This is a genomic window from Vibrio sp. 1167 (genome assembly GCF_033340375.1).
Lineage (GTDB): Bacteria > Pseudomonadota > Gammaproteobacteria > Enterobacterales > Vibrionaceae > Vibrio > Vibrio alginolyticus.
Genome location: NZ_JAWOWK010000001.1, coordinates 327784 through 354480 on the forward strand (window position 1 = coordinate 327784; position 26697 = coordinate 354480).

20 protein-coding genes are annotated in these 26697 nt (G+C 44.5%); 8 read left to right on the plus strand and 12 right to left on the minus strand.

All coding sequences use genetic code 11. From position 1 onward, the window contains the following. Positions 1-16 precede the first annotated feature (16 nt). From R7Z78_RS01440 to R7Z78_RS01465, 6 genes are all read right to left on the minus strand, one after another. Entirely contained in the window at positions 17-1102 is a 1086-nt protein-coding gene (locus R7Z78_RS01440) for an OmpP1/FadL family transporter (RefSeq protein WP_104976483.1), read from the minus strand. Positions 1103-1222: 120 nt separating this feature from the next. Next, on the minus strand, positions 1223-4363 hold the full coding sequence (gene vmeQ / locus R7Z78_RS01445) for an efflux RND transporter permease subunit VmeQ (protein ID WP_104976482.1): 3141 nt from the start codon (positions 4361-4363) through the stop codon (positions 1223-1225). 10 nt (positions 4364-4373) lie between these two features. Then, the gene (gene vmeP, locus R7Z78_RS01450; protein ID WP_005391278.1) at positions 4374-5516 is read right to left on the minus strand and encodes an efflux RND transporter periplasmic adaptor subunit VmeP; all 1143 of its coding nucleotides are present in this window, start codon (positions 5514-5516) and stop codon (positions 4374-4376) included. 90 nt (positions 5517-5606) lie between these two features. Further along, a complete protein-coding gene (locus R7Z78_RS01455; RefSeq protein ID WP_017635247.1) occupies positions 5607-6398 on the minus strand; it encodes a hypothetical protein in 792 nt (263 codons plus the stop codon). A 527-nt stretch (positions 6399-6925) separates the two neighbouring features. Next, on the minus strand, positions 6926-9085 hold the full coding sequence (locus R7Z78_RS01460; protein WP_169644574.1) for a prolyl oligopeptidase family serine peptidase: 2160 nt from the start codon (positions 9083-9085) through the stop codon (positions 6926-6928). A 206-nt stretch (positions 9086-9291) separates the two neighbouring features. Continuing rightward, the gene (locus R7Z78_RS01465) at positions 9292-10863 is read right to left on the minus strand and encodes an ATP-binding cassette domain-containing protein (protein ID WP_104976480.1); all 1572 of its coding nucleotides are present in this window, start codon (positions 10861-10863) and stop codon (positions 9292-9294) included. Between the two features lie 445 nt (positions 10864-11308). Here R7Z78_RS01465 and R7Z78_RS01470 point away from each other — a divergent pair, with 445 nt between their 5' ends. The 3 genes from R7Z78_RS01470 (at position 11309) to R7Z78_RS01480 (ending at position 14479) form a co-directional block, all read left to right on the plus strand. Next, on the plus strand, positions 11309-11734 hold the full coding sequence (locus R7Z78_RS01470; protein ID WP_104976479.1) for a universal stress protein: 426 nt from the start codon (positions 11309-11311) through the stop codon (positions 11732-11734). Positions 11735-11900: 166 nt separating this feature from the next. Next, the gene (locus R7Z78_RS01475) at positions 11901-12518 is read left to right on the plus strand and encodes an NAD(P)H-dependent oxidoreductase (RefSeq protein ID WP_005375391.1); all 618 of its coding nucleotides are present in this window, start codon (positions 11901-11903) and stop codon (positions 12516-12518) included. After that, entirely contained in the window at positions 12515-14479 is a 1965-nt protein-coding gene (locus tag R7Z78_RS01480; protein ID WP_104976478.1) for a monovalent cation:proton antiporter-2 (CPA2) family protein, read from the plus strand. Before R7Z78_RS01475 ends, R7Z78_RS01480 begins: the two co-directional genes overlap by 4 nt. Before the next feature lie 92 nt (positions 14480-14571). Here R7Z78_RS01480 and R7Z78_RS01485 read toward each other — a convergent pair whose 3' ends face one another. Continuing rightward, positions 14572-14865 carry a hypothetical protein gene (locus R7Z78_RS01485; protein ID WP_005375389.1) on the minus strand — a complete coding sequence of 98 codons (294 nt, stop codon included), beginning with the start codon at positions 14863-14865 and terminating at the stop codon, positions 14572-14574. A gap of 245 nt (positions 14866-15110) precedes the next feature. Here R7Z78_RS01485 and R7Z78_RS01490 point away from each other — a divergent pair, with 245 nt between their 5' ends. Beyond that, complete coding sequence (locus R7Z78_RS01490; protein WP_005375388.1) at positions 15111-15404, plus strand: ArsR/SmtB family transcription factor; 294 nt, start codon at positions 15111-15113, stop codon at positions 15402-15404. A gap of 108 nt (positions 15405-15512) precedes the next feature. Here R7Z78_RS01490 and R7Z78_RS01495 read toward each other — a convergent pair whose 3' ends face one another. Further along, positions 15513-16862 (minus strand): alpha-amylase family protein, encoded by a 1350-nt coding sequence (locus R7Z78_RS01495; RefSeq protein WP_005385092.1) that lies wholly within the window; start codon positions 16860-16862, stop codon positions 15513-15515. A 520-nt stretch (positions 16863-17382) separates the two neighbouring features. Here R7Z78_RS01495 and R7Z78_RS01500 point away from each other — a divergent pair. Further along, on the plus strand, positions 17383-17739 hold the full coding sequence (locus tag R7Z78_RS01500; protein ID WP_005375386.1) for a MerR family transcriptional regulator: 357 nt from the start codon (positions 17383-17385) through the stop codon (positions 17737-17739). 58 nt (positions 17740-17797) lie between these two features. Then, complete coding sequence (locus tag R7Z78_RS01505; RefSeq protein WP_005375385.1) at positions 17798-18175, plus strand: carboxymuconolactone decarboxylase family protein; 378 nt, start codon at positions 17798-17800, stop codon at positions 18173-18175. A gap of 77 nt (positions 18176-18252) precedes the next feature. Here the strand turns inward: R7Z78_RS01505 and R7Z78_RS01510 are convergent, their stop codons facing one another. Continuing rightward, the gene (locus R7Z78_RS01510) at positions 18253-18483 is read right to left on the minus strand and encodes a PAS factor family protein (RefSeq protein WP_005375384.1); all 231 of its coding nucleotides are present in this window, start codon (positions 18481-18483) and stop codon (positions 18253-18255) included. Between the two features lie 282 nt (positions 18484-18765). Further along, positions 18766-21192, minus strand: coding sequence for a M9 family metallopeptidase (locus R7Z78_RS01515; protein WP_005385091.1), 2427 nt, complete (start codon positions 21190-21192; stop codon positions 18766-18768). 448 nt (positions 21193-21640) lie between these two features. On the opposite strand from R7Z78_RS01515, the gene R7Z78_RS01520 reads away from it, so the two are divergent. After that, on the plus strand, positions 21641-22618 hold the full coding sequence (locus R7Z78_RS01520) for a hypothetical protein (RefSeq protein WP_065275418.1): 978 nt from the start codon (positions 21641-21643) through the stop codon (positions 22616-22618). 31 nt (positions 22619-22649) lie between these two features. Here R7Z78_RS01520 and accD read toward each other — a convergent pair whose 3' ends face one another. Then, entirely contained in the window at positions 22650-23513 is an 864-nt protein-coding gene (accD, locus tag R7Z78_RS01525) for an acetyl-CoA carboxylase, carboxyltransferase subunit beta (protein WP_104976477.1), read from the minus strand. A gap of 141 nt (positions 23514-23654) precedes the next feature. Here accD and R7Z78_RS01530 point away from each other — a divergent pair, with 141 nt between their 5' ends. After that, positions 23655-24554 carry a LysR family transcriptional regulator gene (locus R7Z78_RS01530; protein WP_017821535.1) on the plus strand — a complete coding sequence of 300 codons (900 nt, stop codon included), beginning with the start codon at positions 23655-23657 and terminating at the stop codon, positions 24552-24554. Between the two features lie 148 nt (positions 24555-24702). Here the strand turns inward: R7Z78_RS01530 and R7Z78_RS01535 are convergent, their stop codons facing one another. After that, the gene (locus R7Z78_RS01535) at positions 24703-26262 is read right to left on the minus strand and encodes a methyl-accepting chemotaxis protein (protein ID WP_104976476.1); all 1560 of its coding nucleotides are present in this window, start codon (positions 26260-26262) and stop codon (positions 24703-24705) included. Positions 26263-26697: the final 435 nt, after the last annotated feature.

The window sequence follows — 26697 nt, forward strand, 5'->3', positions numbered from 1 at the left end:
TAGCGATTAGGAATGATTAGTTTTTCCAGTTGTAGCTCATGCTCATGAAGTACAGAGCAGGCTCATCAAAACCAGCTTGTAAGCGTGGCGTTTCTGACGATTCCATCAAGATCGCTTCAAACGCGAAACCAATTGAGTTTTCTGAATCCAATTTGTAATCAATGCCTGTACCAATGCGGTACGCCTTGCCAGTAGGAACGGTAATGTCACTGTTTGATTGACTTTCATACATGCTGGTATCGAATGCAAAACCTGCATTCCACATCATTTTTTCATTCAGTTTGTACTGAGTACCCAATGCGATTTGGTAAGTGTCTTGTGTCTCTACGTTCAGCGTGGTTGTGTATTCGCTCCAGTCTTGCCAGTTCACGTTCCACATCACCGCTAGGTCATCATTCACTTCGTGGTAAGCACTGAAGATCAGTTGTTGCGGAGCAATGGAGTTACTATTGTCGAATTCAAATTCGGTTTCAGAAGAGTAAGACAACCCAAGACGCGTGCCTGGTGTTGCCTCATAAAGCACACCTACTCGGCCGTTGAGCTGAGTATCTTGGTCTTCGTCATTGAAGTTCAGGGCTCCCTTCGTTTCCACTTCATACATACCGTACTGAATGCCAAGCGCCGCACCCACAGACCAGTGATCATTGATGCGGTAAGAAGCGGAAGGTTGAATGGTTAAGGCTTGCGTCGTTGCTGTAGGAATATCTAAATGATTATTCAAAAGACCTTCGTACTCGAGGCCAAGACCGTAGTTGCCATACAGACCAATACCCAGCGTCCATTTGTCGTTTACTTGTTGGCTGTAAAATGCCGACGCCATAGGAACAAAACCAATCACGTTGCCCGCATCGCCAGTCATCGTGTCTAGTTGCGCGTCACCGTAAAGGCCAATCAGGTTACCAGAGAAAGATTTACCATAAACATTCGCCAGACCAGCCGGGTTTGCTGCCATTACTGAGGCATCTTGCGCACGAGCCGCCATACCAGCGGATGCCAAACCAATATCCGATGCTGTTGTTTCGTAAAGGTATAACCCACCCGCTTGCGCAGCAGCACACGTCAGTAGAGAGCTCGCTACGACGATTTTTGAAAGATTTTTCATGCTAAAACCTATTATTGTTTGGGGAACCCACGCTGCGACGGTGGTTGTATATCAATGAAAGGCATTGGCCAATCGCACACAGCGTGGGGGTGTTGTGGAGTCAGTCAGTTGAAATCAGCGTTATTGCTCGCTCACCTCAAGTTCAGTGGGTTTCTTTCGCTTAAACTTCTCGCGCAGAGATTGCATCATCACGAAGAACACTGGCGTCAGTAACGTGCCTACAAACGTAGAGAGAATCATGCCGCCGAATACTGCAAAGCCCAGTGAGTGACGAGATGCCGCACCGGCACCCGATGCAATCACCAACGGGAATACCCCCCAGATGAAGGCAAATGCGGTCATCTGTACTGCACGGAAACGGATTCGAGCAGCTTCTTTGGCAGCATCAATGATGGATAAGCCCTTTTCTTCTCGCAGAACTTTGGCAAATTCCACGATAAGAATCGCCACTTTGGCGGACATACCGATCAAGATGACCACACCAATCTGCACGTACAAGTCGAACGGTTGTCCCACCAGCAGTAGCGTGCCCATTGCGCCGAGAATCGCGACTGGAACCGCCATCATTACCGCTGCAGGAATGGTCCAACTTTCGTACTGAGCCACCAAGAACAAGTATGTGAACAGCAAAGACAATGCGAACGCGATCGGCGCCATGTTGCCTGCTTTCATCTCTTGGTAAGTCATGCCTGACCACTCGTATGAGTAACCACTTGGCAAAGATTCCGCAGCCAGTTTTTCAATGGCTTTTACAACATCACCCGAGCTGTAACCTGGCGCTGGCGCACCGTTCACGGTTGCAGAACTGAACATGTTGTAGTTCGACAAGGTATCTGGGCCGAAGATCGGCTTCACTTTCACTAGCGTTGCCAGTGACACCATTTTTCCAGAGCTTGAGCGAACAAACAGATGGTTGATGTCGTCGATATTGTCACGGTATTGCTCTTCTGCTTGCACTTTCACTTGGTACGAACGACCAAACAAGTTGAAGTCAGAAATGTAGGCACCGCCCAACTGTGCTTGCAGTGTGCTGAAGATTTCATTCAACGGTACGCCCATCGAAATCGCTTTATCGCGATCAATATCGATGTAACGTTGCGGAATATTCGCACGGAAAATCGAGAACGCACGCGCCACTTCAGGCAGTTGATTGATTTGGGCAACAAAATCAGCGGTTGTTTTTGCCAACTCTTGTGGAGAACGGCCCAAGTTGTCCTGCAGCACAAGGTTGAAACCATCCACCGCACCCATGCCTTTGATTGCCGGCGTCGCGAAAACGAACGAAGCGGCATCTGGCGTTGAGTTCAGCATTTGGTTAACTTTGTTCATCAACGCACGTTGGTGTAGTTCAGGGTCTTTACGTTTGCTCCAGTTATCCAGTTTGATGATCAACATGCCCGAGTTTGGAATCGACGCCATGTTAATTACCGAGAAGCCCGCAACCGAAACCACGTTCTCCACACCTTCCATCTGTTTTAGCTCATCAACGTACTTCTTCATTAATGGTGCAGTACGCTGCAATGCTGCTGCGTTTGGCAAACGCATTTCGACCATGAACACGCCTTTATCTTCGTTCGGTACGAAAGAAGAAGGTACGGTCATGAACGCAAATGCCAGCACCGCAATAAGCGCGCCATAAACACCGATACTCAGCACAATACGACGGCTCAAGAAGCCAACTAAACCTTGGTATTTGCGCGTTATTGCTTCAAAACCTCGGTTAAACGCACGCAAAGGCGCAATAGGTTGCGAGTGAGTAGATTTCAACATCAACGCACAAAGCGCTGGCGTTAACGTCAATGCGTTGATCGCAGAGATCAGCACCGATACACAGATGGTGACCGCGAACTGGTTGAACATTCGACCAGAAATACCCGGCAATAGCGCAACCGGTACGAATACCGCCAACAAAATAAGCGTTGTTGCCAATACTGGCCCCGTCACTTCTTTCATAGCTTGGATCGTGGCCGGAATCGGGTCTAAATGCTCTTCATGGATAACCCGCTCCACGTTCTCTACCACGATGATCGCATCGTCCACCACGATACCGATGGCGAGGATCAAGCCAAACAACGAGATCGTGTTAATGGTCATGCCCATCACGCCCATGATTGCGAACGTCGCAATGATGGAAACCGGAATCGCTAAGGTTGGAATGATGGTCGCTCGCCAGTTCTGCAAGAAAACGTACACAACGAAGGTGACAAGAAGTACTGCAATCACCAGCGTCTCGTACACTTCATCAATCGATGTCTCTACGTATTCGGTAGAGTCATACGCGATGTCGTAGACCAAATCATCTGGGAACGATTTCTCGTACTCTTTCATGGCCTCTTTCACGCGTTCCATCACGTCTAGCGCGTTCGCGGTCGGCAACTGGTACAAGGCCAGAACGGCGGCTGGTTCGTTATTCATACGACCATCAGCTTCGTAACCTTGTGCACCAACTTCCACACGAGCCACATCTTTCAAGCGAATCAAAGAACCTTTCTTGCTCGCACGAATGATGATGTTCTCGAACTCTTCCGCAGAAGTGAGGCGGCCTTTGGTTTGCAAAACATATTGATATTGCTGGTCACCTGGAGCTGGCATACCACCGATCTTACCCGCCGCCACTTGGATGTTTTGCGTTTTAATTGCGCCAATAACATCGCTAGCAGAAAGCTTCAAGGTAGCCAGTTTATTTGGGTTCAACCAAATACGCATTGAGTAGTCTTTCTTACCCAGCAGCGTAATGTCACTCATACCTTCGATACGTTTTAGACGCTCGACAATATTGAGATCCGCGTAGTTAGAAAGGTAGATACTGTCGTGAGACTGTTTCGGAGAACGCAGTGTGATAACGCCCAGCATGTCGGAAGATTTCTTCTTAACCGTCACACCGATTTGGTTTACTTCTTGTGGTAGAGACGACGTCGCCTGTGCCACCAAGTTGTTCACACGAACCTGCGCCATATCGCCATCTGCGCCCACTCGGAAGTAAATACGCAATGTGTATGAGCCATCGTTACCAATCACAGAAGACATGTAAATCATGTCTTCAACGCCGTTGACTTTGGCTTCTATCGGTTGTGCTACGGTCTTTTTAACCACGTCCGCGTTTGCACCCGGATACATGGTGCTCACCGTAATTACCGTTGGAGAGATTTGAGGATACTCAGAAATTGGCAAGACTTTCAGGGCGATCATACCCATCAATGTCATCGCCAGTGAGATCACCAAAGCAAACTTCGGCCGGTGAATGAAAAATTTACTTAACATCAGTACTCACTCAGCCTTGTTCACTCTGTAGCTCAACGTCTTTCACCGTTGCACCCGGACGCACTTTTTGTAGACCATTGACGATGACTTTTTCGTTAGCCGCCAAACCAGTCAGCACAGCACGTTTCACACCGTAGGTCTGACCGAGTTCAACGTTACGACGAGACACCACGTGATCATCACCAACCACCATGACGTAGTCACCCGCTTGGTCTTGCTGAACAGCCGCCGATGGGATAAGCAAACCATCAATGGTTTTGTTGCGCAGCTTGATGGTCAAGTTGCCATATTCACCCGGCATAAGCGCGTAAGTTGGGTTATCGAATTGTGCTTCTGCTCGAATTGAGCCTGTTTCTAAATCGATCTTGTTGCCAACGGCGTAGATCTTGCCATCAAGCGGGTACAATGAACCGTCTGAAAGCGTCAGTGTTAAATCAACATCCAGTTTGTCATCGTTACGATGGGCCACATCAATCGCACTTCTTACGCGGCGGTAGAGCTTCTCATCCACATCAAAGCCAAAGCGAATTGGGTCGATTTGAGTGATCGAAACAAGAGGAACGAGTTGAATTTTCGAAATACGGTCACCCACTCGGAAGTTGCTGAAACCCACGCGGCCAGAGAAAGGAGCGCGCACAGAGCTAAATTCAAGATCGAGCCTTGCTGAAACCAGCGTCGCTTTCGCCTCTTCTACCGAGGCAATCGCTGCGGCGTGCGCAGCAATGGCGTCATCGTATTGCTGCTCACTGATGCTTTTATCTTTGATGAGTTTCTTCACACGTTCTGCATCACGCGTAGTTTGAACGAGTTGTGCTTTTGCTTTTTGCAACGACGCTTTTGCATACGCCAGTGCCGCTTTGTAAGGACGGTCGTCGATTTCAAACAGCAATTGGCCTTTTTCGACCATATCGCCATCTTTAAAATGAATCGCGGTTAATTCGCCACCGACTCGAGGCATAATATCAACGTCATTTACCGCTTCAGTTCGACCGATAAAAGTATGATAAGGAGTGATTTTTGTTTCGGTTAGGGTAACGGTTTCAACAGAGGGTGCTTGGGCTGTTTTCGTTGCGATATCGCCAGTTTTGCATCCTGATAGTAATGCAGAAGATATAGCAATAGATACCAACGCAAATTTATATTTGGCTTTCATGATAAACCTACTTTATTTAGAAAGTGCCCTAGCCTAAATATTTAAATATATGGATAAACACACTTTCTATTCTGGAAATAAACGAGGGAGTTAGAATTGGTAGTTAAATTCGATACGGTGATCACCATCACCGAAATTAACGTGCTCATTCCAGTTTGCAAAGTAACGAATATTTGCGCGAGGATTAATTTGATAAGACAACGCAAACTCATGAGTCAAGATATTATCTTCACCCGCGTAATAAGTATCTTTATATTGACTAGACCCTGACAACGTATGCATATACATTGGGTTGTAGTTAATCCAGATTTTATCGGTTAATTCAATTTTTGAGTACATACCCACAACAGTGAAAGTACCTGGAATTTCATAACCTTTGTCATCACCACTAAAATCATTAGCAATAGTGACACCCGCACCAGCTAAAGGAAATAGCTGCAACATACCAAACTTAGGTAGACCTTGAATAAAGCTATAAGATGCATCTAATTTATCGTTATCAACGTCGTAGTTTACATCTAATTGACGGCCTAGACCTTTTGCGACTTCTACTTGGAAATTACGTAGTCGGAAAGAGTCAATGCTGTCATCAACGTTGGCATATATTGGATCGTCATTGTCGCGAATGCCAAATAGCTCACCACCAATGCCTTTCATTTCAATGATGTTCATCGCCATGGTACCAGGCTGGCTAGATTGGTAAGTTTGACCGATTTTGATGTTCGCGCCTTTATCAGTAATACCAAAGCCAGCTTGGGTGTATACCGCAAGTGGGTCAGACATATCTTGTAGTTCTTCGTTATTGTTTGTCTGCGCATAGGCAGAAGACGCGAGTTGTAGGGCTGCAACCATAATGGCAACAGACGGTTTCACTAAATTCATAAAACTGTATCCATTTTAATGATTATAAAATTATTCACGTCATGAGGTCATCATAAATAGCAAGCAACACAACTCGCTTTGGATAACATAAATTATCAAAGCAAATTCAATAATGACGAAACATTCGACGTTTTAATTAAAATAAAATAAAGCATCGTAAAAGTTCAATCACCGCTACTTATATCTTATATAACTTGAAATTTGGTAATACCAATGAAGAAGGAAATATTAAAACTTATGAAAATTCAATTATCATTAGAACAAATGATTAATTAATTTTACCATATGAATAGAGAGTGCAATGGATTTAGGTGATCGCGATCAATGTTTCATTTCGATCGTACAACACTCTTCAGATTAATTAGAACATTATAATAATTTAAAAACCTTAGTTTGATTAGCCTAGCATCAGATTAGAATAGTAGGCCTATAATAAATAAAAAGGGAATCACTCTCTGTGATTCCCTTTTATTATCGAGCGATAAATCGCCGATGCGTTTCGATAACTAAAACGCAAACAATTCGCACTATTGCAGTTTCTCTATTCCCATATTGAACAGTGCAAAACTATAAATATCTGCATTTGTCTCAATTATTTTACGCGTTGGTGTGCCTGCACCATGTCCTGCATTGGTTTCGATGCGAATTAAGGTCGGATTTGAACCCGCTTGCTTCGATTGCAACTCAGCAGCAAATTTGTATGAGTGAGCAGGAACAACACGGTCATCATGATCACCGGTTGTAATCAATGTTGCTGGGTATTCCACCCCTGCTTTTACATTGTGCACCGGCGAATAACTTTTCAGATATTGGAACATCTCTTTACTTTGCTCTGCCGTGCCGTAGTCATACGCCCAACCAGCACCTGCGGTAAAAGTATGGTAACGCAGCATATCCAGTACGCCGACTGCTGGCAGCGCCACTTTAAACAGCTCTGGACGTTGCGTCATAACGGCCCCTACTAACAAGCCACCATTCGATCCACCGTTAATGGCTAACTTGTTTGATGACGTTACCTTTTCATCAATTAGGAATTCAGCCGCAGCAATAAAGTCATCAAACACATTTTGCTTTTGCATTTGAATGCCAGCGTTGTGCCATTCTTTGCCATATTCCCCACCACCACGAATGTTCGCTACCGCGTAAACACCACCAAGCTCTAACCAAGCCGCACGTGTCGGGCTAAAAGATGGCGTGAGGCTAACGTTGAAACCGCCATAACCATATAGGATGGTTGGTGCACTGCCGTCCATCGGTGTCCCTTTTTTATAGGTGATGATCATCGGCACTTTTGTTCCGTCTTTTGAGGTGTAAAACACCTGGCGAGATTCATACAAAACAGGGTCAAATGGCGCTTTAGATTTGTAGTACACCTCGCTATCACCGTCTTTGATGTTCAGACGATAGGTAGTGCTTGGCATCTTGTAGTTGGTGAAAGAATAGTAGACTTCGGTTTCTTCTTTTTTCCCCGAGAAACCGTATGCGCTGCCAATATCAGGCAATTTGATTTCTCGGATGAGTTTGCCGTTCATGTCGTATTGCTTCACCATCGAGATCGCATCAACAATATAACTCGCAAACAAATTGCCACCCGCGGTAGAAACGCGTAACACATTCTTTGTTTCAGGGATCAAATCTTTCCAGTTTTTGGGCTGCGGCTGACTCGCATCCACCGTCACGACGCGTTTGTTCGGCGCATTAAGGTTCGTAACCAAGTACAGTTTCGTGCCTTGGTTGTCTATCACCCAAGTATCAGAACTGGTGTTATCTAAAATGGTTTTGAGCGAGCTATTTGGCTTACTCAGGTCTTTGAAGAACAGTTTGTTGCCCGACGTCGATACGCTAGCTGAGATAAACAAGTAGCGTTCATCTTCCGACGTGTAACCCCCAACGTAGCGATACTTTTCGTCCTTTACACCACCGAAAATTAATTGGTCTTCACTTTGTTTCGTCCCTAGTTTATGAAAGTAGAGCTTGTGTTGGTCTGTCTTCGCAGAAAGTTCACTCCCTTTTGGCTTGTCATAACTTGAGTAATAGAAGCCTTGATTGCCGAACCAACTGATGCCACTGAACTTAATATCCACCAGCGTTTCGCCGACGGGCTTTTTGGTTTCTGTGTCTAACACAATGACTTTGCGCCAATCGCTACCGCCTTCCGAAATGCTATATGCAACCAAAGAACCATCACGTGAAAAGCTCACTCCCGCTAACGATGTGGTGCCATCTTCACTAAAAGTATTTGGATCGAGGAAAATTTCTGCTTCGCCATCACCTAACTGCCGATAAAGCACATCTTGGTTTTGTAGCCCGTCATTTTTGTAGAAATAAGTGAACTTACCCTCTTTGAACGGTTGGCTTTGCTTTTCGTAGTCCATGAGCTTAGTGATGCGCTCTTCAATCTGCTCGCGGTAAGGGATTTTCGACAGATAATCAAACGTCACTGCATTTTGTGCCTTAACCCATTCTGCGGTTTCTGGGCTGAGATCGTCTTCCAACCAGCGATAAGGATCACTCACTTTTGTACCAAAGTAGTCATCGACAACATCCACTTTTTGTGTGGTTGGATACGTGATGGTTTTCGGGGTTACCTGTTCAACCGACGATTGCGCCGCTTCATTTGCATACGCCACCGACAACACACTTCCGAGTGCGAGAGCCGTTGTGAGTGCTAGGGTATTCTTTTTCATGAAATTCCTTTTTATTTTTCTGTTGTCTTTTTGTGCAATACATCAGAACTCTACTATATATCGACAAAATGAATCTAATTTCATTAAACGAGTTGTGAAAGCCATCCTAACTCCCTCATTTCCTTCCAGTTCTACAAACTAGTAAGTGGCGGTGTAGAACTTGGGAACAATACTGAAGAGCTACGATGGCGTTTACTCTCTTTCGTCTAAGTCAGCTCGATTTGGCGCAAAACCCCAGACTCAGAAGCGAAATCTTGGTCGTGACTGATCAGAACAAATCCACCTTTGTATGTATTTAACGCCTGACTAAGCATTATTTTTGACTCGAGGTCGAGATGATTATCTGGCTCATCAAGCAGCAGCAAAGGCTGAGAGTTTTGGTGGCTGACTATCAGCATCGCGAGCTTCATCTTCTCGCCACCGCTCAGTAGGCGCCCCAATCGAAACACAGCATCTCGACGAAAACCGATCCCGGCCAATAAGGTCCTCGCTTCACTTTCCGTCATCTCTTGGCAGCTCTCCATTACGTTCTCAAGTAACGAAAGATTTGGATTCACTGTACCAAAATGTTGGTCGAGATAGTACAAAGGCGTATTCACTTGCCACTCACCACTCTGCAACGATAACTCGCCAAGCAACGTCTTTAACAAGGTTGATTTTCCGCAGCCATTTCTCCCTTTGAGATGGACTTTGTCGTTCGCAAAAATCTGCAACGTGATAGGCGTAGAATTCCCAAAAGGTAATATACCTTCTTGTATCGACAACACTTTTCGCGAACGGTTCGGATTATCTGTAAGATAAAGCTTTTGCGCCTTGAGTTGCTCATGTCGCGATTGCAACGCCTGTTCTTTGGCTTGTAAATGCGCTTGTCTGAGTTGCTCATTCTTATTGCGATTTGAAGCGCTGGCGGTCGCGCTATCCTTTTTTCCATCAAGCAAAATTTTGGGCTGACTGCCGTCTTTGCGCAGTTTGTTCCCTTGCGCGGCGCGTTGGTCTGCTTTTTCGCGATTTTTCTGGGCTTGCTCGGCTAACCGTTTTTTCTGTTTATCGACTTGCGCTAACTGCCTCTCAACCGCTTGCAGTTCAGTGCGTTTTTTCTCGGCGTACACATCGTAATTTCCACCAAAAGCCTGTAAACCTAGGCCCGATAGCTCCCAAATTTCCTCCATCTCTCGCAGCAGCTCACGATCGTGACTGATGAGTAAAATCGCACCGCTGAAATGCGTCATAGACTCTATCAACCATTGTTTCGCCTCGGTATCGAGGTGATTGGATGGTTCATCGAGAATCAAAAGCTCCGTTTCGTTTTCAAACAACTGCCATAACTGCAAACGTGCCAACTGACCACCACTGAGCCGAGCACAAGAGAAGTCAGGGTCTTGCGGCAAGCCCATCGCAGCAAGCTGCTGTTTGAGTTTCAGTTCAATATCCCACTGTTCGCCAACCAGTTCGAACCAATGCTCAGAAACATCACCTTGTTCAATCTGCTTCAAAGCATGTAAGGCCGAGTCTGTTCCTAGAAATTGGGCGATCGATTGCTGACCTGAAAGCAGATCAGACGGCTGCTGGCGATACATCATGAAAGAAGAGGGAGCAGTCACAACACCGCTGGCAGGCTGAATTTCTCCCGCTAAAATGGAAGCCAAAAGCGACTTGCCGATGCCATTGCGCCCAACCAAACCAACACGTCGTTTAGTCATGGAACAAGAAATAGGCTGGAATAGCGTATCGCCATTATCAAACTGATGGCTAACATTAAAAGCTTGTAAAACTGGCATAATTTGCCTCCTGTATGACAGGGACAACAGCCGTAGCTATGATTTGAAATGGCAACAAAACGCGTGCACAAACGCATTAAGCTCTATGTAAAGCTCGACGATATACGTCAAATCAAAAAGTCGTCTTGTTGCAAAGAAATATCGGAAAGTGAGCTACGCCTACTAACCCTGCAGATCCAAAAAATAAGTAAAAATATGGATGACAGGTTTAGTTCTTCATGTTGGCGTAATCTCCTAGAGAAATGATGCGCAGAGTGTAGCCGCTTTTTTGTTCAAAAAGCAAGCTTTCTAACCAAATGTGAACAAAAAGAAAGTTTCACAGTAAGTTGTTATATCACATTAACTTTTTAACAAGTCTTTGAACAATTTCGAGATCTTAGCAACACAATTTTTATCCAAGCCATACTATGCTTAGGGTAAAGATAATCCACATAAGGGCGTGGTTATGAAATACAAACATATCCTTGTTGCACTCGAACTGTCAGATGAAAGCACCGTGCTTATCGACAGAGCGGTATCAATGGCAAACTATCTCGACTCCGATATCTCCTTTATTCATATTGATGGTACGCACGGAGAAATCTATCGTGAGCTTGTAGACATTAAAGAAAACCCGGATCAAAGGCCGTTGAATGAGCATTCAATGGGATGTTTAAAGACATTTAGTGATTACATGGATTACCCACTTAAACATTTCTTCGTAGGTACTGGCGACTTGGCTGATAAATTAGAGGTCACCATTAAAGAGCAAGAAGTGGATCTTCTGATTTGTGGCCACCACCAAGATTTCTGGAGCAAGATTATTTCTTACTCCAGACACTTAATTAACAAGTCACCGGTGGATATTCTAGTCGTCCCTATTCATGATTAGTAAAACGTAACGCTTCCCAAAACCACCAATTTATTTGGTGGTTTTTTATTGATATTGAAACAGCTTAAACAGTTTTCCAAACTAGCTTGGCGATCATTTATGAGTTACATTTTCTAACCAACCCGCGCTCCTACTGGGTATGGTTACTTAGATAGCAAGGATCCCTATGGCAAATAAAAAAGTACTCATTCTCTTTGCTCATCCTTCCCAGCATCGTTCAGAAGTGAATACTCCACTTTTCAAAGAAGCTCAAAAAATTGAAGGCGTGACATGTGTTGATCTCTATGGCGAATACCCTCGTTTCGATATTAATATCGACCGTGAGCAGCAACGCTTACGTGAACATGACGTGGTGATTTTCCAATTCCCACTATATTGGTATTCAACGCCTGCGATTTTAAAAGAGTGGCAAGATCTGGTTTTGGAATATGGCTTTGCTTACGGTACAGATGGCACAGCACTGCAAGGCAAGACCATGCTTTGTGTGCTGTCTGCAGGGGGTAAAGAAGAAGCTTATAAGGCAGAGGGCTACAACCACTTTACGATTCGTCAACTGCTTGCGCCTATTGAACAAATGTCCGCACTGACAGGCATGAACTACATTGCCCCTCTCGCGATGTTTGGTGCACGTACAGCAGATGAAGAAGGGCGAATCCCTCGTCATGTTGAGCGGTACAAGAGCCTGCTAACAGCTTTAGTCGAAGATAGGTTGGATGTTGAAGCTGCGGCGTCATTAATCAAGCTTAACAGCGCATTGCCAGAGCTCATTAAGGAGGCTTCATGACAGGGATATTCTTACAAGCCTTCGTATATTTGATTGCTGCTGTAATTGCAGTCCCACTTGCTAAGCGTTTGGGACTTGGGTCCGTTTTAGGCTATCTCATCGCAGGTGTGGTCATTGGCCCAATTATCGGTTTAGTCGGTGAAGAAACAACAACAATCCAGCACTTTGCCGAGTTTGGCGTGGTGATGATGCTGTTTCTCGTTGGTTTAGAGCTCGAACCCAAAATGTTGTGGGCGATGCGCAATCGCTTAATGGGTTTAGGAGGTCTGCAAGTCGGCGGTACCGTCGCGGCGATTATGGGTATTGCCTTATACTTTGACCAGCCTTGGACCATAGCCTTAGCCATAGGTTTGATCTTCGCCCTCTCTTCTACTGCGATTGTTTTGCAAACTTTTAGCGAAAAAGGATTAACGAAGACGGAAGGTGGACAAAACGCTTTCTCCGTGTTGCTTTTTCAAGATATTGCAGTGATACCAATGTTGGCGTTCATTCCCCTATTGGCCTTACCTGAATTAATTGAACAGGCACAGTCCGCAGCACAAACAGCCGCAGCGCACCATGAAGAATTAAGCCTCGTTGCGGGGTTGCCCGGCTGGGCATACGGCATCGTAATCACAGCATCGATTGCAATCGTCGTCGTTGGTGGACACTTTTTAAGTCGACCGCTGCTCAATTATGTGGCTAGCTCTGGTTTGCGAGAAATCTTTACCGCAACTGCACTCATGCTTGTCATTGGTATCGCTGCACTGATGAGTTTAGTGGGCTTATCTCCTGCCTTAGGAACCTTCTTGGCTGGCGTTGTATTGGCGAACAGTGAATTCCGCCACGAGTTAGAATCCAATATCGAACCATTTAAAGGCTTATTGTTAGGTCTGTTCTTTATTACCGTTGGCGCAGGGATCAACTTCTCGGTTCTATTTGGTGATTTCTGGCTGATCATGGCGCTGACCATTGGCGTGATGGTATTGAAAGCCTTGGTGCTGTTTATTCTTGCACTGATATTTAGGGTGAAAGGCAGCAACCGCTGGCTGTTTACCCTAAGCTTGGCTCAAGCAGGTGAATTCGGCTTTGTGCTTCTAAGCTTTTCAGTGCAAAACCACGTCATCCCATTTGAACTTTCACAAACTCTTGCGTTAGTGGTTGCGATTTCGATGTTCCTGACACCAGGTTTGTTTATTCTGTTTGATAGAGTGATTCTGCCGCGCTTTGAAAGCCAGTCAAATGAACGCGAAAGCGATACGATTGAGGAAACAGGCACGGTGATCATCGCCGGCATCGGCCGCTTTGGACAAATAGTGAATCGCCTATTGGTATCAAACGGCGTGACTACCGTGGTACTTGACCATCAATCTGACCAAGTCGATAACATGCGCCAGATTGGCACTCGCGCCTATTTTGGCGACGCGACTCGACCAGATATGCTACATACAGCCGGCATTGAGCACGCCGCTGCGTTGGTTGTGGCGATTGATAACCAAGAATCGAGTGTAGAACTGGTGAAGTACGTTAAGCACACGTACCCAAAAGTAACAGTGATTGCACGTGCCTTTGACCGTGGACATGGCTATCTTTTGCGTCAAGCGGGGGCTGATATTATTGAATCAGAGACCTACCATTCTGCATTGGAGATGGGCGGTCACACAATGAAAGCCCTTGGCATTCACCCCTTCTTTGTTGAACAACAGAAGGCGACATATAAGCGTGTTGAAGCACGTAAGTCAGAAATACTTTACAAAGCTTGGGAAGATGATTCTGAAGGTGAACGCTATGACAACAATTTCCGACAACTGTTTATTCAGTTAGAGGAGAAAATGGCGGAAGAGATGCAAAAAGATCGTCATGACAAACTATCGCGGTCAGAACGTGGTTGGACACCGCCACCTAAAGGTTACGCCGATGACTTTAATGAAGATAACGTCCAAGAGCTAACACCACCAAGAGAAGAGTCTATCCAACGATAACGCACTCCATATTAAAAACCTCCCGCTTGGGAGGTTTTTATTTTTTCAGTACAGAGCCACACGCCGTGCAGGATAAAATGATCTTCTCGATATTACATAAGATCATTCATTAAAATCTCATACTCTTCGTTTGCTTCTTCCACTAAATGAGAAAGCTCTAACGCATCAGTAACCGCAAGATTGAACTGCCACGGAGTTGTGTCTTCTTTACCACAGATTCGAGTTTCACACCCACGACTCTCAAAAGACAAATCATCAAACTCTGTAGTGTGGCGCTCTTGAAGTTCAACAATCTCAACTTCTAATTTACCGACAGGATTGACTTTAACGTGGGCATGTAACTCCGAACTGTTAGACAAACAATAATCTCTATGAACCGCAATCATGGCCGCCTCCTTGGTCTGCCAACTGACAACTCAACATTGAGTGTAGACGAGGGATTTTGAACGTGGCGTGAAATAATAATGAAGATTGATCTGTCTCATTAGAACAGACAATTGTTGTCATGAAGGCATGAGCCAGTATGAATCTCATCTGATTTAAATTGTTCTGAGATCGTAATAGTTGGCATTTACCGAGACTTTCCCTATTATCGAAACAAAATTACTGTGGTCATTCTTTAGAGGTCAGTATGGAGCTTGAAGCCGTTGCTAAAGCACTAAAAGAGTTAGGGCATCCGACTCGTTTAAGTATTTACAAAGAAGTCGTCAAAGCGGGATACAAAGGTATCGCGGTAGGCGGCGTACAAGAAAAGCTTGGCATTCCAGCATCCACTCTCTCTCATCATATCTCGAGCCTTGCTTCAGCTGGTCTTCTCACCCAGCGCCGCGAGGGTAGAACCCTTTTTTGTGTTGCAGAGTATCAGTGCTTAGATGACGTAATTGGTTTTTTAAAAGCAGAATGTTGCGTTAACGAGTGCTCATAAATTTCTAGCAAAAACGAGAGAGTTTGAGTTTCTATTGAACTTCAGCAGAACGTGAATGACGATGAAAAACATACACACCGAAGTTGCTAAGCTCGGTGTGTACATCTTCTAGTTCGCGACAAGTAACATCGACGACTTAGATGGTACGATTAACTTACCGTCAGTTGGAATGATTTGTTCTGTCATCAAATCAACCCAATTGCCATCCGTTTTTAATGTCAAAGACTGTTGACGCTGTGATTTATTAAGCACCACAATACCTTTGTCACCTCGCTTAAGTACGAGCATGTCATCGTTACCTTCAAGAACACTCATCGGCTCGCCATGCGTCATATTATGGAACTGGATCATTTTTGCCATTCTCGGGTCGCTCCATGCACCTTGCCACCTTGGCTGACCATTTTTACCTTTAATACCGCTGGTGTTTAAGTCGGTATAAATCAACGGCACACCGCCATCTCGGCCTAGAATATAGGCATAAGCTAACCATTCGTTTTCCTCGTCCATGATGAGATCAAGAAAGACATCATTGTTAGGAATATCATGTGTGATAGCAAATGTAATCGCACGACCGGGGGACAAAGCCTGACCAAAACAATAGGGATCAATCAGAGACTTGAAGCTGCCCTTTTTAGCAAACGCCTTAAACATGGTTGAGAACAAAGGGAAATCGTACGCACCTAGGCGAGTTTCCTGTAGATACGGCTCAAGAAACAGCTGATACTCTTCTTCCGTCGCACCGCCATCGGTAATAATTTCACCAAATATATGCACATCCCGCGTGATGTCGTCTGTCCAAACACGCTTAAGATGCTCTAACGTCATGTGTTTCGCAGCGTCAATACGAAAACCTTTCACACCAATAGCTTTCAGCGCCTTTAGGTACGCTCGCTGCTGCTCAACGACATGGTCACAAACACGAAGAGTTGGCAAGCCAGGATCGGTTGGTCCACCTGTGATACGTCCGTTTTGAACCTGCCACTTATCTTTCCAGTCTTTGATGCCGAATGCTTCAACAAAGTCCTCTTCATCAAAAAGTGGTTGAGATAGATCGCCAAACAACGCTAGCGACTGATATTTCTGTTTGTTGTTCTGGTATTCCTCCAAGACCTCTTGTCTTGGGTACTGAAGGTCTCTGCGAAGGTGGGCCTCATTTGCCATATGGTTAAACACTACGTCGGCATAAACCCACACACCAACTTGCTCCAGTTCACGAACCATATGAATAAAATCTTTGGTATCACCCAAAGCATTATCGATAACACGATAATCTTGTGGTTGATAACGCTGCCACCAGCGCTCATCGTGTGCGCTTTTCATTGGTGGCGAAACCAACACAGAGCCATAACCAAGCTCGCGGATTTCTTTTGCTCGTTGGGCAATGTCAGCATACTTCCAATCAAACGCATGTAAGATAACGTTTGCACCGAATGATTGTGTTTCCTGTGAGCCACTCATGTTGTTCTCCTGCTCGTTTCCACTCACGATTACTTGTTTGCATTTTTTTGTGAGTGAATTCAATAATCGAAATTATAAAAGCTATTCATCAGAGGCACTCACCCTTTTAGCACTAACTCAAGGCTGAAATCGAAGGCGTAGCGACTCATCCATTGCACAGCGATAAATCGTTCTGAGTGAATAACGGGCACACGACATACAACCCGAACAGACAAACACAAAACTAAGGCATTGTTTTGATTAAAAAAAACTTAAATTTAAAAAGATAGAACATAAGACCTATGTACGCCCTAAAATAGGCCCAAAGGATAAAAATAGCCAAGCCAACCCGTTGAGTAATCAATTGTTAATAAAACGAAACTGGCAGATGGATCACGTTTGGCGCGTTTCAAAAATCCAGTAAATCACCATACCTAGCGTTAAAAGACTAAAGATTTCTGTTTGTATCTGTCCCGAAATGACTTCAAAATGCGAAACTTAGCTTATCTCTATGGGGTATGCTCTACCTTGGAGGATAATAATGAATATCAAAGAATTTTCTGACCTCGTCGGGCTATCTGCTCATACACTTCGATACTATGAAAAAATCGGTTTACTTAAACATGTCCATAGAAACGCGAGTGGACATCGAATGTATAGTTCGAAAGATCTAAACTGGATAAGCTTTGTTAAGCGTTTAAAAGAAACTGCAATGCCACTTGAAGAGATTCTAGAGTATGCCAAATTAAGGGAAGTCGGCTCTCAATCTGTACCACAACGTCAAGCCCTGTTAGAACAACACCAAGAAAACCTCAAACGCCACATTGAGCAACAGAAAAAGCACTTATCGGCTCTAGAAGAAAAAATTGCCTTGTATAAAAGCGGAAAAGTTCGTTGACTTAGAGTTAACTCTAACGATTAAGGTGTGTTTACGTTTATTCACTAGGAACATACCGATGGAACAATCACGCTTTAACAAAGGATTAGAACTACTCTCTCAAATTGATGGCGACGCTGGTCATAATGTCATCGAAACCTTACAAGATATTTGTCCAGATTTAGCTCAGTACACCATTGAGTATCCGTTTGGCGATATTTATGCTCGCCCGGGCTTAGACCTAAAATCGAGAGAAATCGCAACCGTCGCCGCGCTAACGGCAATGGGGAATTGCGCGCCGCAACTAAAAGTGCACTTAAATGCAGCGCTGAATGTAGGCTGTAGCGAGGATGAGATTAAAGAGATCATTTTGCAGATGTCCGTCTACGCAGGTTTTCCCGCGGCATTAAACGGCATGTTTGCATTCAAAGAAGTGCTAGCGGAAAGAGCAGAGTAATAACGACGTTGAAATCAATTTAACCGCAATTAAAAACGGCCCTTGGGGTTCGGGCCGTGATTAAAACAACGAGTGAATTAGCGCTCAGGAGTTTCAAGCAGTTTAACCGCGCAATCTACCGCGTTGTTAATGCCTTGACTGCTCTCCAACTTGCCTGAACTTGCAGGACCAAGGGCACAAGAATACAAAGCCAGCTGCTTATCGAACGGCAGATCCAACTGTTCATAGAGATTTTGTCGGATTCTTGCATGTTGTTCTGGTTCTTGGTTAGCAAGGCTAATCAACGTTTCATAAATAAGCGTTTTCATGTCTTTCCCTTTTCACTTTATTGCACGGGGTGCATATATATTGTATCCATTTGGGAAGCACAAATCAGAAGCTAGGTCACAGAACGCGTCGCTAAAAAAGTTTATGTACTCGGTAAATTGCAATACAAACTTAAAGTCGTTTAGAAAAAGGGCAACTGATAACTCGATAGATCAGCCGATTAACTAGCATTCGCCGCTGTTTGTTTATAATCGTGTCCGATATAAACAAAAACGTCGCTGTATCAGCGACGTTTTATCTCGACTTTAGTTAATCGAATTTTTTTAGTTGAAGTGCACTAGCATTTCAACGTCATCGCCTTGCTCTGGAGCCTGAAGAGCGAAGTGCACGTACCCTGCTTCAGTCATAGGAATCGCAAGGTATTCATTGCTGCCTGCATAGTTGGACGCATACTCGTGCTGCTCTACTGTAGGCCAATGCTCCCTACTCGCGTATAGATCGACATTACCAGTTTGAGAGTGAGCCGTTAGCCATACACGAACCTCTTCAACACCTTCAGGCACATAAACTGCTGCATAACGCTGCTTGTGAACGGTAAGCATTTTGGCTTCACCAGACTCTAATACCACAGGTGCTAAATCATCTTGCACTTGGGTTGGCGGTGTTTGCGCTTCCACTTCTAACGCAGCCACAAGATTCACTGAGTCATAGCTATCACGTCCAGTTAAGCTGATGTAGTAACGACCCGCTTTAACGTAACCATCTTGCTCTGGTTCAAACACAATCTCTTCATTGCTGCCATCAGCATATTGACTCATTTCGAAATCATAGTAATGCGCGACTTTGTTGTAGCTCATGTAAAGATCCGCATCACCCGCACCCTCAATAGATACATTGAAGTTAACGGTGTTGGCTGGAACATCAACGTAGAACAGTTTTTCGCTGTATGCTTCGCCACTGAGCTGAAGGCTTTGGTTCGCCGTCAATTCAGTCACTTTTGCTTCAGGGCTTGTTGGTTCTGTTGGTTCTTCTGGGTCTGTACCAGGTTGCTCAGGTTCCACTTTTAATGTGTCCAACCAACGTTCAAACTCAGCATCGTATTGTTGACCTAAAGACGTCACCTGCTGTGCCCATTGTTCGAACTGGCCAGAGCGCGACAATGCCAACAAGCTTTCAACGTCTTGTGGATGATTTTCTAACATGAATCGAACAGCTAGATAACCCCAACGATAGATACGATTGGTATCGTGAGAGTACGTGGTATCAAACACAGTGGAAAGGCTCAGTTTACCATCTGCAATCAGCTCAATCGCAGCTTGGTAACCTTGCTTGTAATGCATGTATTCAGCAAAACCTTCTAGCCACCAAACAATATGACCATGAGCCAAGTTATCGCTGAACGAACCGTATTGGTTAAATCGTGCATCTAAATAGTGCGTGTATTCATGTTCTAGGTTCAAGATAGAGAGATCTTCACCATTCGCGTAGCGATAAGCGACGAAACGCGCAGTATTGTCCGCTTTTGAAGGGTCACCTTCTAGGTACTGACCACCGTTGTCCGTTGTATTACCAAATAGGAATGAAGAGTAATCAACGTAACTAGCGTTACTCGCGAATACCGCCACTTCAACACGATCATTCAAATCATCAGCGACAGGTTGATTACCCGTATTCGCAACTCGATGGAAGTCGGCTTCTTTTGCCGCTAGCACTTCACACGCTTTCGCTGCTTGAGCATCGGTCAGATCTTCAGAGCGAATAATGGCAGGTCCCTGACATTCAAAACGATTTGGCATTACACGTGCAGCTAAATCTTGCTTGGCTTGCTCAATATTCAGACCATTTAGGCCTTCTGGTGCGTAGTAGCTCATCATTTCAACGGCAGCAAGCCATAGTTTGTCATGCTCACTACCCAGTGGATAACGCTGCATCACCTGTTGCATTACTGCCAATGCTTTGCGTTTGGTCTCCTGATCTGGGCTCGCGAGCAAACGACCAGTTTCACGTAATGCATTGAAAACGATAAAGCTTGCATCCGTATCTAATGCCCAAGCATTATCAGATGCGAATTTCACCAACGTATCAATATGGTGTGTATTGTTTGCCATGTATCGGTAGAACGCATCGTTCGCCGCATGGCCTGCCATAGAGCGGAACAAGTTGTTTAAACCATCGACCCATTGCGTGTCCTGTGCGGTTTCACGATTAAAGTGCATCAACGCGGCCATCATGCTATCCATGGTCAGCGGCAACTGCTTAACGTTATCAACCATCAAAGTCAGGCTCTTCATTGCACCAACTTGTTCACGACCTTGATCCAAAGCATGAGGGTTGTTTAGGAATAGGTTCGTCGACTGAGCAAAACGCTGACTCAACGCTTGCGAAAACTCAGGTGTACCAGTACCAGCGTTGTAGCGAACGTAGTAGGCCGCTCGAATAAATTCGCCTAGGTTCTCTAGAATACGAGCTTGATCTGCTTCACCACGATAGCGAGCGATTTCTTGATCCAGCGCGACTTGGATACGGCTTAGGCTCGCTTCACTATAGATATCATTCAGCGTTTCTGAAGGTGCTGAAAACCATGCGTGGTAGCAATCATACTCAGCACCAGAAACGGCAGTAGCCAGATCTCGCGATTGTTGTAAATCAGCAACAGCACACTGATTTTGTGCAAAAGAGAAGCCAGACACACTCGCTAGCATACAAGCAAGCGCCAAACGATGGCGCGGGAAAAAACGGATATGAGACATAACAACACTCATTGATTATTAACATACATTGAGTGGGGGTTTATATTCTTTACAGCTCAAACAGTGAAATCAGTGTCATAAAATTTATGAAACCGCTCCCAAAAATAGGTCTTTTACTCTAATTAAATGGGAGCAATCCCACTCCAAAAAAACTCACAATTATCAATAAAAACATTAATTTACCTTTTTCTAAATAACGACTTTATGAGGAAAATTGCCCTTAAACGCCCCCCTTAACTCTTCCAGATAGAGTTCACGACAATCAAAGGTTCTAAATTAAATTTTGATGCTTGATACCATCTATTTTTATTTGTGACTCATTCCCAATAAGTCACAGAGTGCATATCAAAAGGTTGGCATTAATGGTAAATTCTCCGCCAAATCAAACACATTTACTCCTCCAGTCATTGATGAGTGAATAAAGCAGATATTTGGCTAGGGATAATACATGTCACTTTGGGGATTTTGGGGAGCGGGGATTGCCTACTTCATGACAACGTTTGCCTTTGTTTTTGGCGGCATTTTTTGGTTATGTTCTGAAGGTAATACATTAAGAGAAACAAAGCGCCAATCATCAATAATGTCCGGGGTTATTGCTTGTACTATTGGAACTTGGGTGCTTGCTTTTGGTGTTTACGTTTACGGTTACTTTTGGGATAACTCTTCTCACTATTATTTTTATTTGCTCGCTCCATGGGGACTTGCCATTTTTGGGGTAAAACTTCGTAACCGCTGGGTTAAGCAATACGCGCGTGTAAAACACGCAAAAGAAGAACAGTGGCAAAAGCACTGGCGAGAATTATTAGGGGAAGATACTGAAGAGCTTCCACCATATACACATGATTACGAGCTCTACTCGGGCATTTGGCAAGCCAATGAAGCGCTCCAAGAACAGTGTTTTGCAGCCCTTCCTCACGGGAAAGCAGTCTACGAGAGAGTGAAAGCCTTCCAAACGATGGCCTCCCCCGCTGGTGACATAAACAATCAAGTTTTGCTGAGTAAACTCGATCAACTAGAGGATGAAATCATTCAAGTTCTTGAGCAACACTCGCAAAAGAAAGTAAGCATTGAAACTGGCGCAGGTACTTTACACAAAGAGTCAAAACGCAATGTTTATCACCATGAGAATGGCCCAACAGAAGAGCAACTGTACGACTCAATCAACCTCCAACATGATTTGGATCGAGAGCTACGCAACATTATCTATGATCGGCTCGGTTACGATGGCGAAGATGAGTACTTTTTCCTCCAAGCGCCACTCGAAGAGCTTACCGAGAATGAAACCGCAATCAACTGGATGCTCTGGGGGTTAGTAAGCAACCATTTTGCTGTTGACCCATACCAAACGGCGTTGGATCTCAGCCTAATGAATGCGGAACCAAGATGGGGGCAAAATGAACGGTTTGTAATGATTACGGCTCAATAAACGCAAGTACTAAGTCTAATTTTAATACAACCTATTCTGAGACCACCCTCGCGTTGGTTAACTTAGCCAGTAAGCGGCCAACGCGATCGCGCATTTCACGTCTATCGACAATCATATCTAGCGCACCATGCGCTAGTAAAAATTCACTTCGCTGAAACTCGTCTGGTAACTTTTCACGTACCGTTTGCTCAATGACACGTCTTCCCGCAAAGCCAATACTTGCTTTAGGTTCACCAATATTGATGTCTCCTAACATGGCTAAACTCGCCGAGACGCCACCATAAGTTTGGTCCGTCAATACTGAGATATAGGGTAATCTGTGCTCAGATAAGTGGTTTAACGCGGCGCTGGTTTTTGACATTTGCATTAGTGCCACCAAAGACTCTTGCATGCGCGCCCCTCCGCAAGCGGAAAAACATACTAACCCAGATTTTGTATTAATTGCGCTTTCAATTGCTCGGACAAACTTCTCGCCAACCACTGCGCCCATCGAGCCTGCCATGAAAGAGAATTCGAATGCACACGCAACAACAGGCAGCCCCAATAACTTGCCCTGCATCACCACCAACGCATCTTTTTCTCCAGTCGTTTTCTGCGCTAAAGCAATTCGCTCTTTATATCGCTTTAAGTCTTTAAAACCCAAAATATCTTGTGGCTCCAACTCACTTGCCAACTCTTGTTGTGTTCCACGGTCCAGAAAAGAGATCAACCTTTGACGCGCAGCCATTCTCATGTGATATGAGCATTTAGGGCATACTTCCAAATTTTCTTTTAACGCGGCACGATAAAGTATTTGTTCACACTCAGGACACTTTGTCCAAACGCCCTCAGGGATAGACGCTTTGCGCGAACCTATTATATTTTTATTCTCAAATAACCGTTCTAACCAGCTCATAAATTCACCACTATTGATTACGTTCTAGCGCGATATCTCGTTGTTTGTTCGCTTAAACTTGTAAATAAAATTGTATGTAACTTAGTACAGGGATAAAGTGCGATATGCTGGCTTGATAATCCAATAAAGTGGGATAATGAAATGTTTGATAACGTTGACCAAATCTGGTTAAAAAGTTTTCACTGTGTTTATGAGAACAACAGCTTTAAGCGAGCCGCTGAGTGTTTGAACATACCAACATCAAATGTCAGCCGGCACATTGCCCTGCTTGAAGAAAAGTTAAACATTAGGTTGTTCAATAGAACAACAAGGCGAATGACGCCTACCGAGGCTGGAGAAGAGCTCTATAGCAGCACTCGTCCGTTATTGGAGCAACTCAACGCCGCACTAGAAACTGTAACGCGCCACTCGCACACGGTAACAGGGGAACTGCGAATTCTTATGCCAGACACACCTGTACTGGCAAAAGCTATTGTTTCCTTTTGCAATCAATATCCAGCAATCTCTTTGCATTGTGATACAACGCTCGCCCCTAAAGGCGATGCTATCGATGGCTTTGATATAATATTGAGTTTTCACAGAGGTACTTTGTCAGACAGTAACTGGGTGGCGAGAGAGATAAAACGCTGGCCCAGTGCCATTTTAGCCGCGCCTCAACTAATTGAGAAATACGCCCCCCCTTACAAAATTACGGATCTAAGTCATGTTCCCTGCATCACGACGCTTACCGCAGTAAATGGTGCACCATGGGTATTCAGAAATCCTGCTGGGGGCCATATTACTCAAACTGTGCAATCTTCATTCAAAGTAAACAGCGGTCATCTCGCCAGATATGGCGCGTTATCAGGGCTTGGATACGCAATATTGCCAATTGAGTCATGCCAAAATGAGATCAAAAATGGTGAGCTAGAAATCGTCACTCTAGAGTACGAACCTGAGGATTTAGTACTTTACGCCTTTTACTCGTCTAGAAAACATGTAGCTAAGAAAATATCTATGTTTGTTGAACATTTAAAGCAAAACGCAAAACTTAACGCCTAGCTAAGCTTTACTCAACTAATTTATCATATTTTGTTTTATCGTCTAGAAAGGACAGACACCGCTAAGCGATTTGAGACTCGATTTTTTCAAATAAAAAAGCCAGCAATTAACATTTACTGGCTTTTTATTAAAGAGGGTCAGTTGGCGTTTAGATTCTAAACGCTCCTACGTGACGATCGAGTGTTCGCGATAGCTCCGCGAGTTGTTGACTTGATTCTTCTAGTTGCTCACTCGCCGTTAGCGCACTTTTCACTGAGTGGCTGACGGTATCCATGTTCATATTAATTTCGTTTGCTACCGTTGATTGCTGTTCTGTTGCGGTTGCTACTTGAGTATTGATATCTGAAATAGTCGTCACTTGTGCAGCTATTGCTTCTAAAGCCTGTCGAGCTAACTCGGTTTCTGCCGTTCCTTCTTCAATAAGAGCCTTACTATTGCTCATTGAATTCACCGCACTTTGAGCTTCAGTTTGTAGCTGGTGAATCATGTTGTCAATTTCATCGGTAGAATGAGCCGTTTTAGTCGCTAGGTTGCGAACTTCATCAGCTACGACTGCAAAACCTCGGCCGGCATCACCAGCGCGTGCCGCTTCGATAGCCGCATTGAGAGCCAATAGATTGGTTTGCTCCGAAATACCTCTAATCACCTCTAGAATACTACCAATCGACTGAGTATTTTCAGCAAGACTCACGATAATGTTGGAAGTGCTGTTCATCTCGTTTTCAAGATTAGTCATCGCCGTTTTGGTTCTTTCTAGCGTCGTGTAGCCATCTTGCGCTTCATTACTTGCTGCACTCGCAGCATTTGCCGCTCCAGCAGCATTGGAGGCAATTTCATTGACCGTCGCAATCATTTCGTTCATGGATGTGACAACCAGCATGGTTTGCTCGTTCTGCTCTTGCCCTCTTGTGAGCGCTTGTTGAGATTGCCCACGCAAAGCGACAGCTGAACTATTAAGCTCCACACCAGTATTTACAACTTGTGTAATAATCTCATGTACTTTCCCAACAAAAACGTTGAAAGCAGAAGAAATTTGCGCGACTTCGTCATTACCTTTCGCTGGCAAACGAACGGTTAAGTCTCCGTCTCCTTTTGAGATGTCTTGTAGAGCGTCTTTAAGCGCAGAAAGCGGTCTCATCAGTTTATTTAGCAGAAGTGACAGAATCAAAACACACATAACGAAGATCGCCACCATAGAGATCAACTGGTAAGTAATAATTCCATTCGTCGCTTGGCTCACTTCGGTAATAGGAATACCAATATCAAAAGTACCGTATAACTGACCATCCACATAAATTGGTGCCATGATGTCAAACACCCATACTTTCTGGACATCGGCATACCACTTTGAGTACTGTTTAACACCTCTCGTCGCGCCTTCAACAGTATATTCATCGTTATAGGTTTTGTTCAGCTTGTGCTTATCACTGTGGGCTACTGCCGTTACGTTACGGTCAATTACAACGGCATAACTCACGTCTGAACGTTGTTTCAGCCCCTCAACAAGCGATTGTAAATCTTGCATTGGATTGGCTGAGTTCTCCAAAATATAACTCGCATTTCCCGCTAGAAACTCAGCTTGAATTTGGGATTTGTTTAAGATGATGTCATCGATTTTCTGACTCGAAATTAGGTACGTTGATGCCATACTCGCCACGACAGCAATACCAAACATGGCGCAGACTGCTAATAAGATGATTCTTTTCATTATAATTGTCTCAATACAATTCAATTGATGCTCATTAATCGAGCGCTAAGCCTTTCTTCTCCAAAACCAACCAAACTGCATTTTGGGTCTGTTTGGCAGAGCAAGACATAACTTTATAACTATTGTATCTGCTTGGTTCCCGATTACTTTAGACAGAAGGAAAAAAAGTCTTCAAAACGTCACATTTCTACGAGGTTTGGCGAAGGGACGAGTACGCAAAAGGAAACGTTTGCATAGTTAAATTTAACTATGCGACCAAATTGGTATCGAACATTAAAGAAAAGAGTTCTAATTAGCGTTTTGCCGTCGGGAGCGCTGTGGTCAGTGCTCCCGTTTTATCATTTAGTATCTCAGGTTCAGATATTAGAGCCACAATTGCAGCGGTTGTAATCCGAGATGCTTGGTGAAGCGAGAATGACTTGGTTTGTAGATATG

What these genes read in the sequence shown, in the direction of transcription:
- R7Z78_RS01440 (WP_104976483.1), bottom strand. Translation starts at nt 1,102, where the DNA reads ATGAAAAATCTTTCAAAAATCGTCGTAGCGAGCTCTCTACTGACGTGT.
- vmeQ (WP_104976482.1), bottom strand. Translation starts at nt 4,363, where the DNA reads ATGTTAAGTAAATTTTTCATTCACCGGCCGAAGTTTGCTTTGGTGATC.
- vmeP (WP_005391278.1), bottom strand. Translation starts at nt 5,516, where the DNA reads ATGAAAGCCAAATATAAATTTGCGTTGGTATCTATTGCTATATCTTCT.
- R7Z78_RS01455 (WP_017635247.1), bottom strand. Translation starts at nt 6,398, where the DNA reads ATGAATTTAGTGAAACCGTCTGTTGCCATTATGGTTGCAGCCCTACAA.
- R7Z78_RS01460 (WP_169644574.1), bottom strand. Translation starts at nt 9,085, where the DNA reads ATGAAAAAGAATACCCTAGCACTCACAACGGCTCTCGCACTCGGAAGT.
- R7Z78_RS01465 (WP_104976480.1), bottom strand. Translation starts at nt 10,863, where the DNA reads ATGCCAGTTTTACAAGCTTTTAATGTTAGCCATCAGTTTGATAATGGC.
- R7Z78_RS01470 (WP_104976479.1), top strand. Translation starts at nt 11,309, where the DNA reads ATGAAATACAAACATATCCTTGTTGCACTCGAACTGTCAGATGAAAGC.
- R7Z78_RS01475 (WP_005375391.1), top strand. Translation starts at nt 11,901, where the DNA reads ATGGCAAATAAAAAAGTACTCATTCTCTTTGCTCATCCTTCCCAGCAT.
- R7Z78_RS01480 (WP_104976478.1), top strand. Translation starts at nt 12,515, where the DNA reads ATGACAGGGATATTCTTACAAGCCTTCGTATATTTGATTGCTGCTGTA.
- R7Z78_RS01485 (WP_005375389.1), bottom strand. Translation starts at nt 14,865, where the DNA reads ATGATTGCGGTTCATAGAGATTATTGTTTGTCTAACAGTTCGGAGTTA.
- R7Z78_RS01490 (WP_005375388.1), top strand. Translation starts at nt 15,111, where the DNA reads ATGGAGCTTGAAGCCGTTGCTAAAGCACTAAAAGAGTTAGGGCATCCG.
- R7Z78_RS01495 (WP_005385092.1), bottom strand. Translation starts at nt 16,862, where the DNA reads ATGAGTGGCTCACAGGAAACACAATCATTCGGTGCAAACGTTATCTTA.
- R7Z78_RS01500 (WP_005375386.1), top strand. Translation starts at nt 17,383, where the DNA reads ATGAATATCAAAGAATTTTCTGACCTCGTCGGGCTATCTGCTCATACA.
- R7Z78_RS01505 (WP_005375385.1), top strand. Translation starts at nt 17,798, where the DNA reads ATGGAACAATCACGCTTTAACAAAGGATTAGAACTACTCTCTCAAATT.
- R7Z78_RS01510 (WP_005375384.1), bottom strand. Translation starts at nt 18,483, where the DNA reads ATGAAAACGCTTATTTATGAAACGTTGATTAGCCTTGCTAACCAAGAA.
- R7Z78_RS01515 (WP_005385091.1), bottom strand. Translation starts at nt 21,192, where the DNA reads ATGTCTCATATCCGTTTTTTCCCGCGCCATCGTTTGGCGCTTGCTTGT.
- R7Z78_RS01520 (WP_065275418.1), top strand. Translation starts at nt 21,641, where the DNA reads ATGTCACTTTGGGGATTTTGGGGAGCGGGGATTGCCTACTTCATGACA.
- accD (WP_104976477.1), bottom strand. Translation starts at nt 23,513, where the DNA reads ATGAGCTGGTTAGAACGGTTATTTGAGAATAAAAATATAATAGGTTCG.
- R7Z78_RS01530 (WP_017821535.1), top strand. Translation starts at nt 23,655, where the DNA reads ATGTTTGATAACGTTGACCAAATCTGGTTAAAAAGTTTTCACTGTGTT.
- R7Z78_RS01535 (WP_104976476.1), bottom strand. Translation starts at nt 26,262, where the DNA reads ATGAAAAGAATCATCTTATTAGCAGTCTGCGCCATGTTTGGTATTGCT.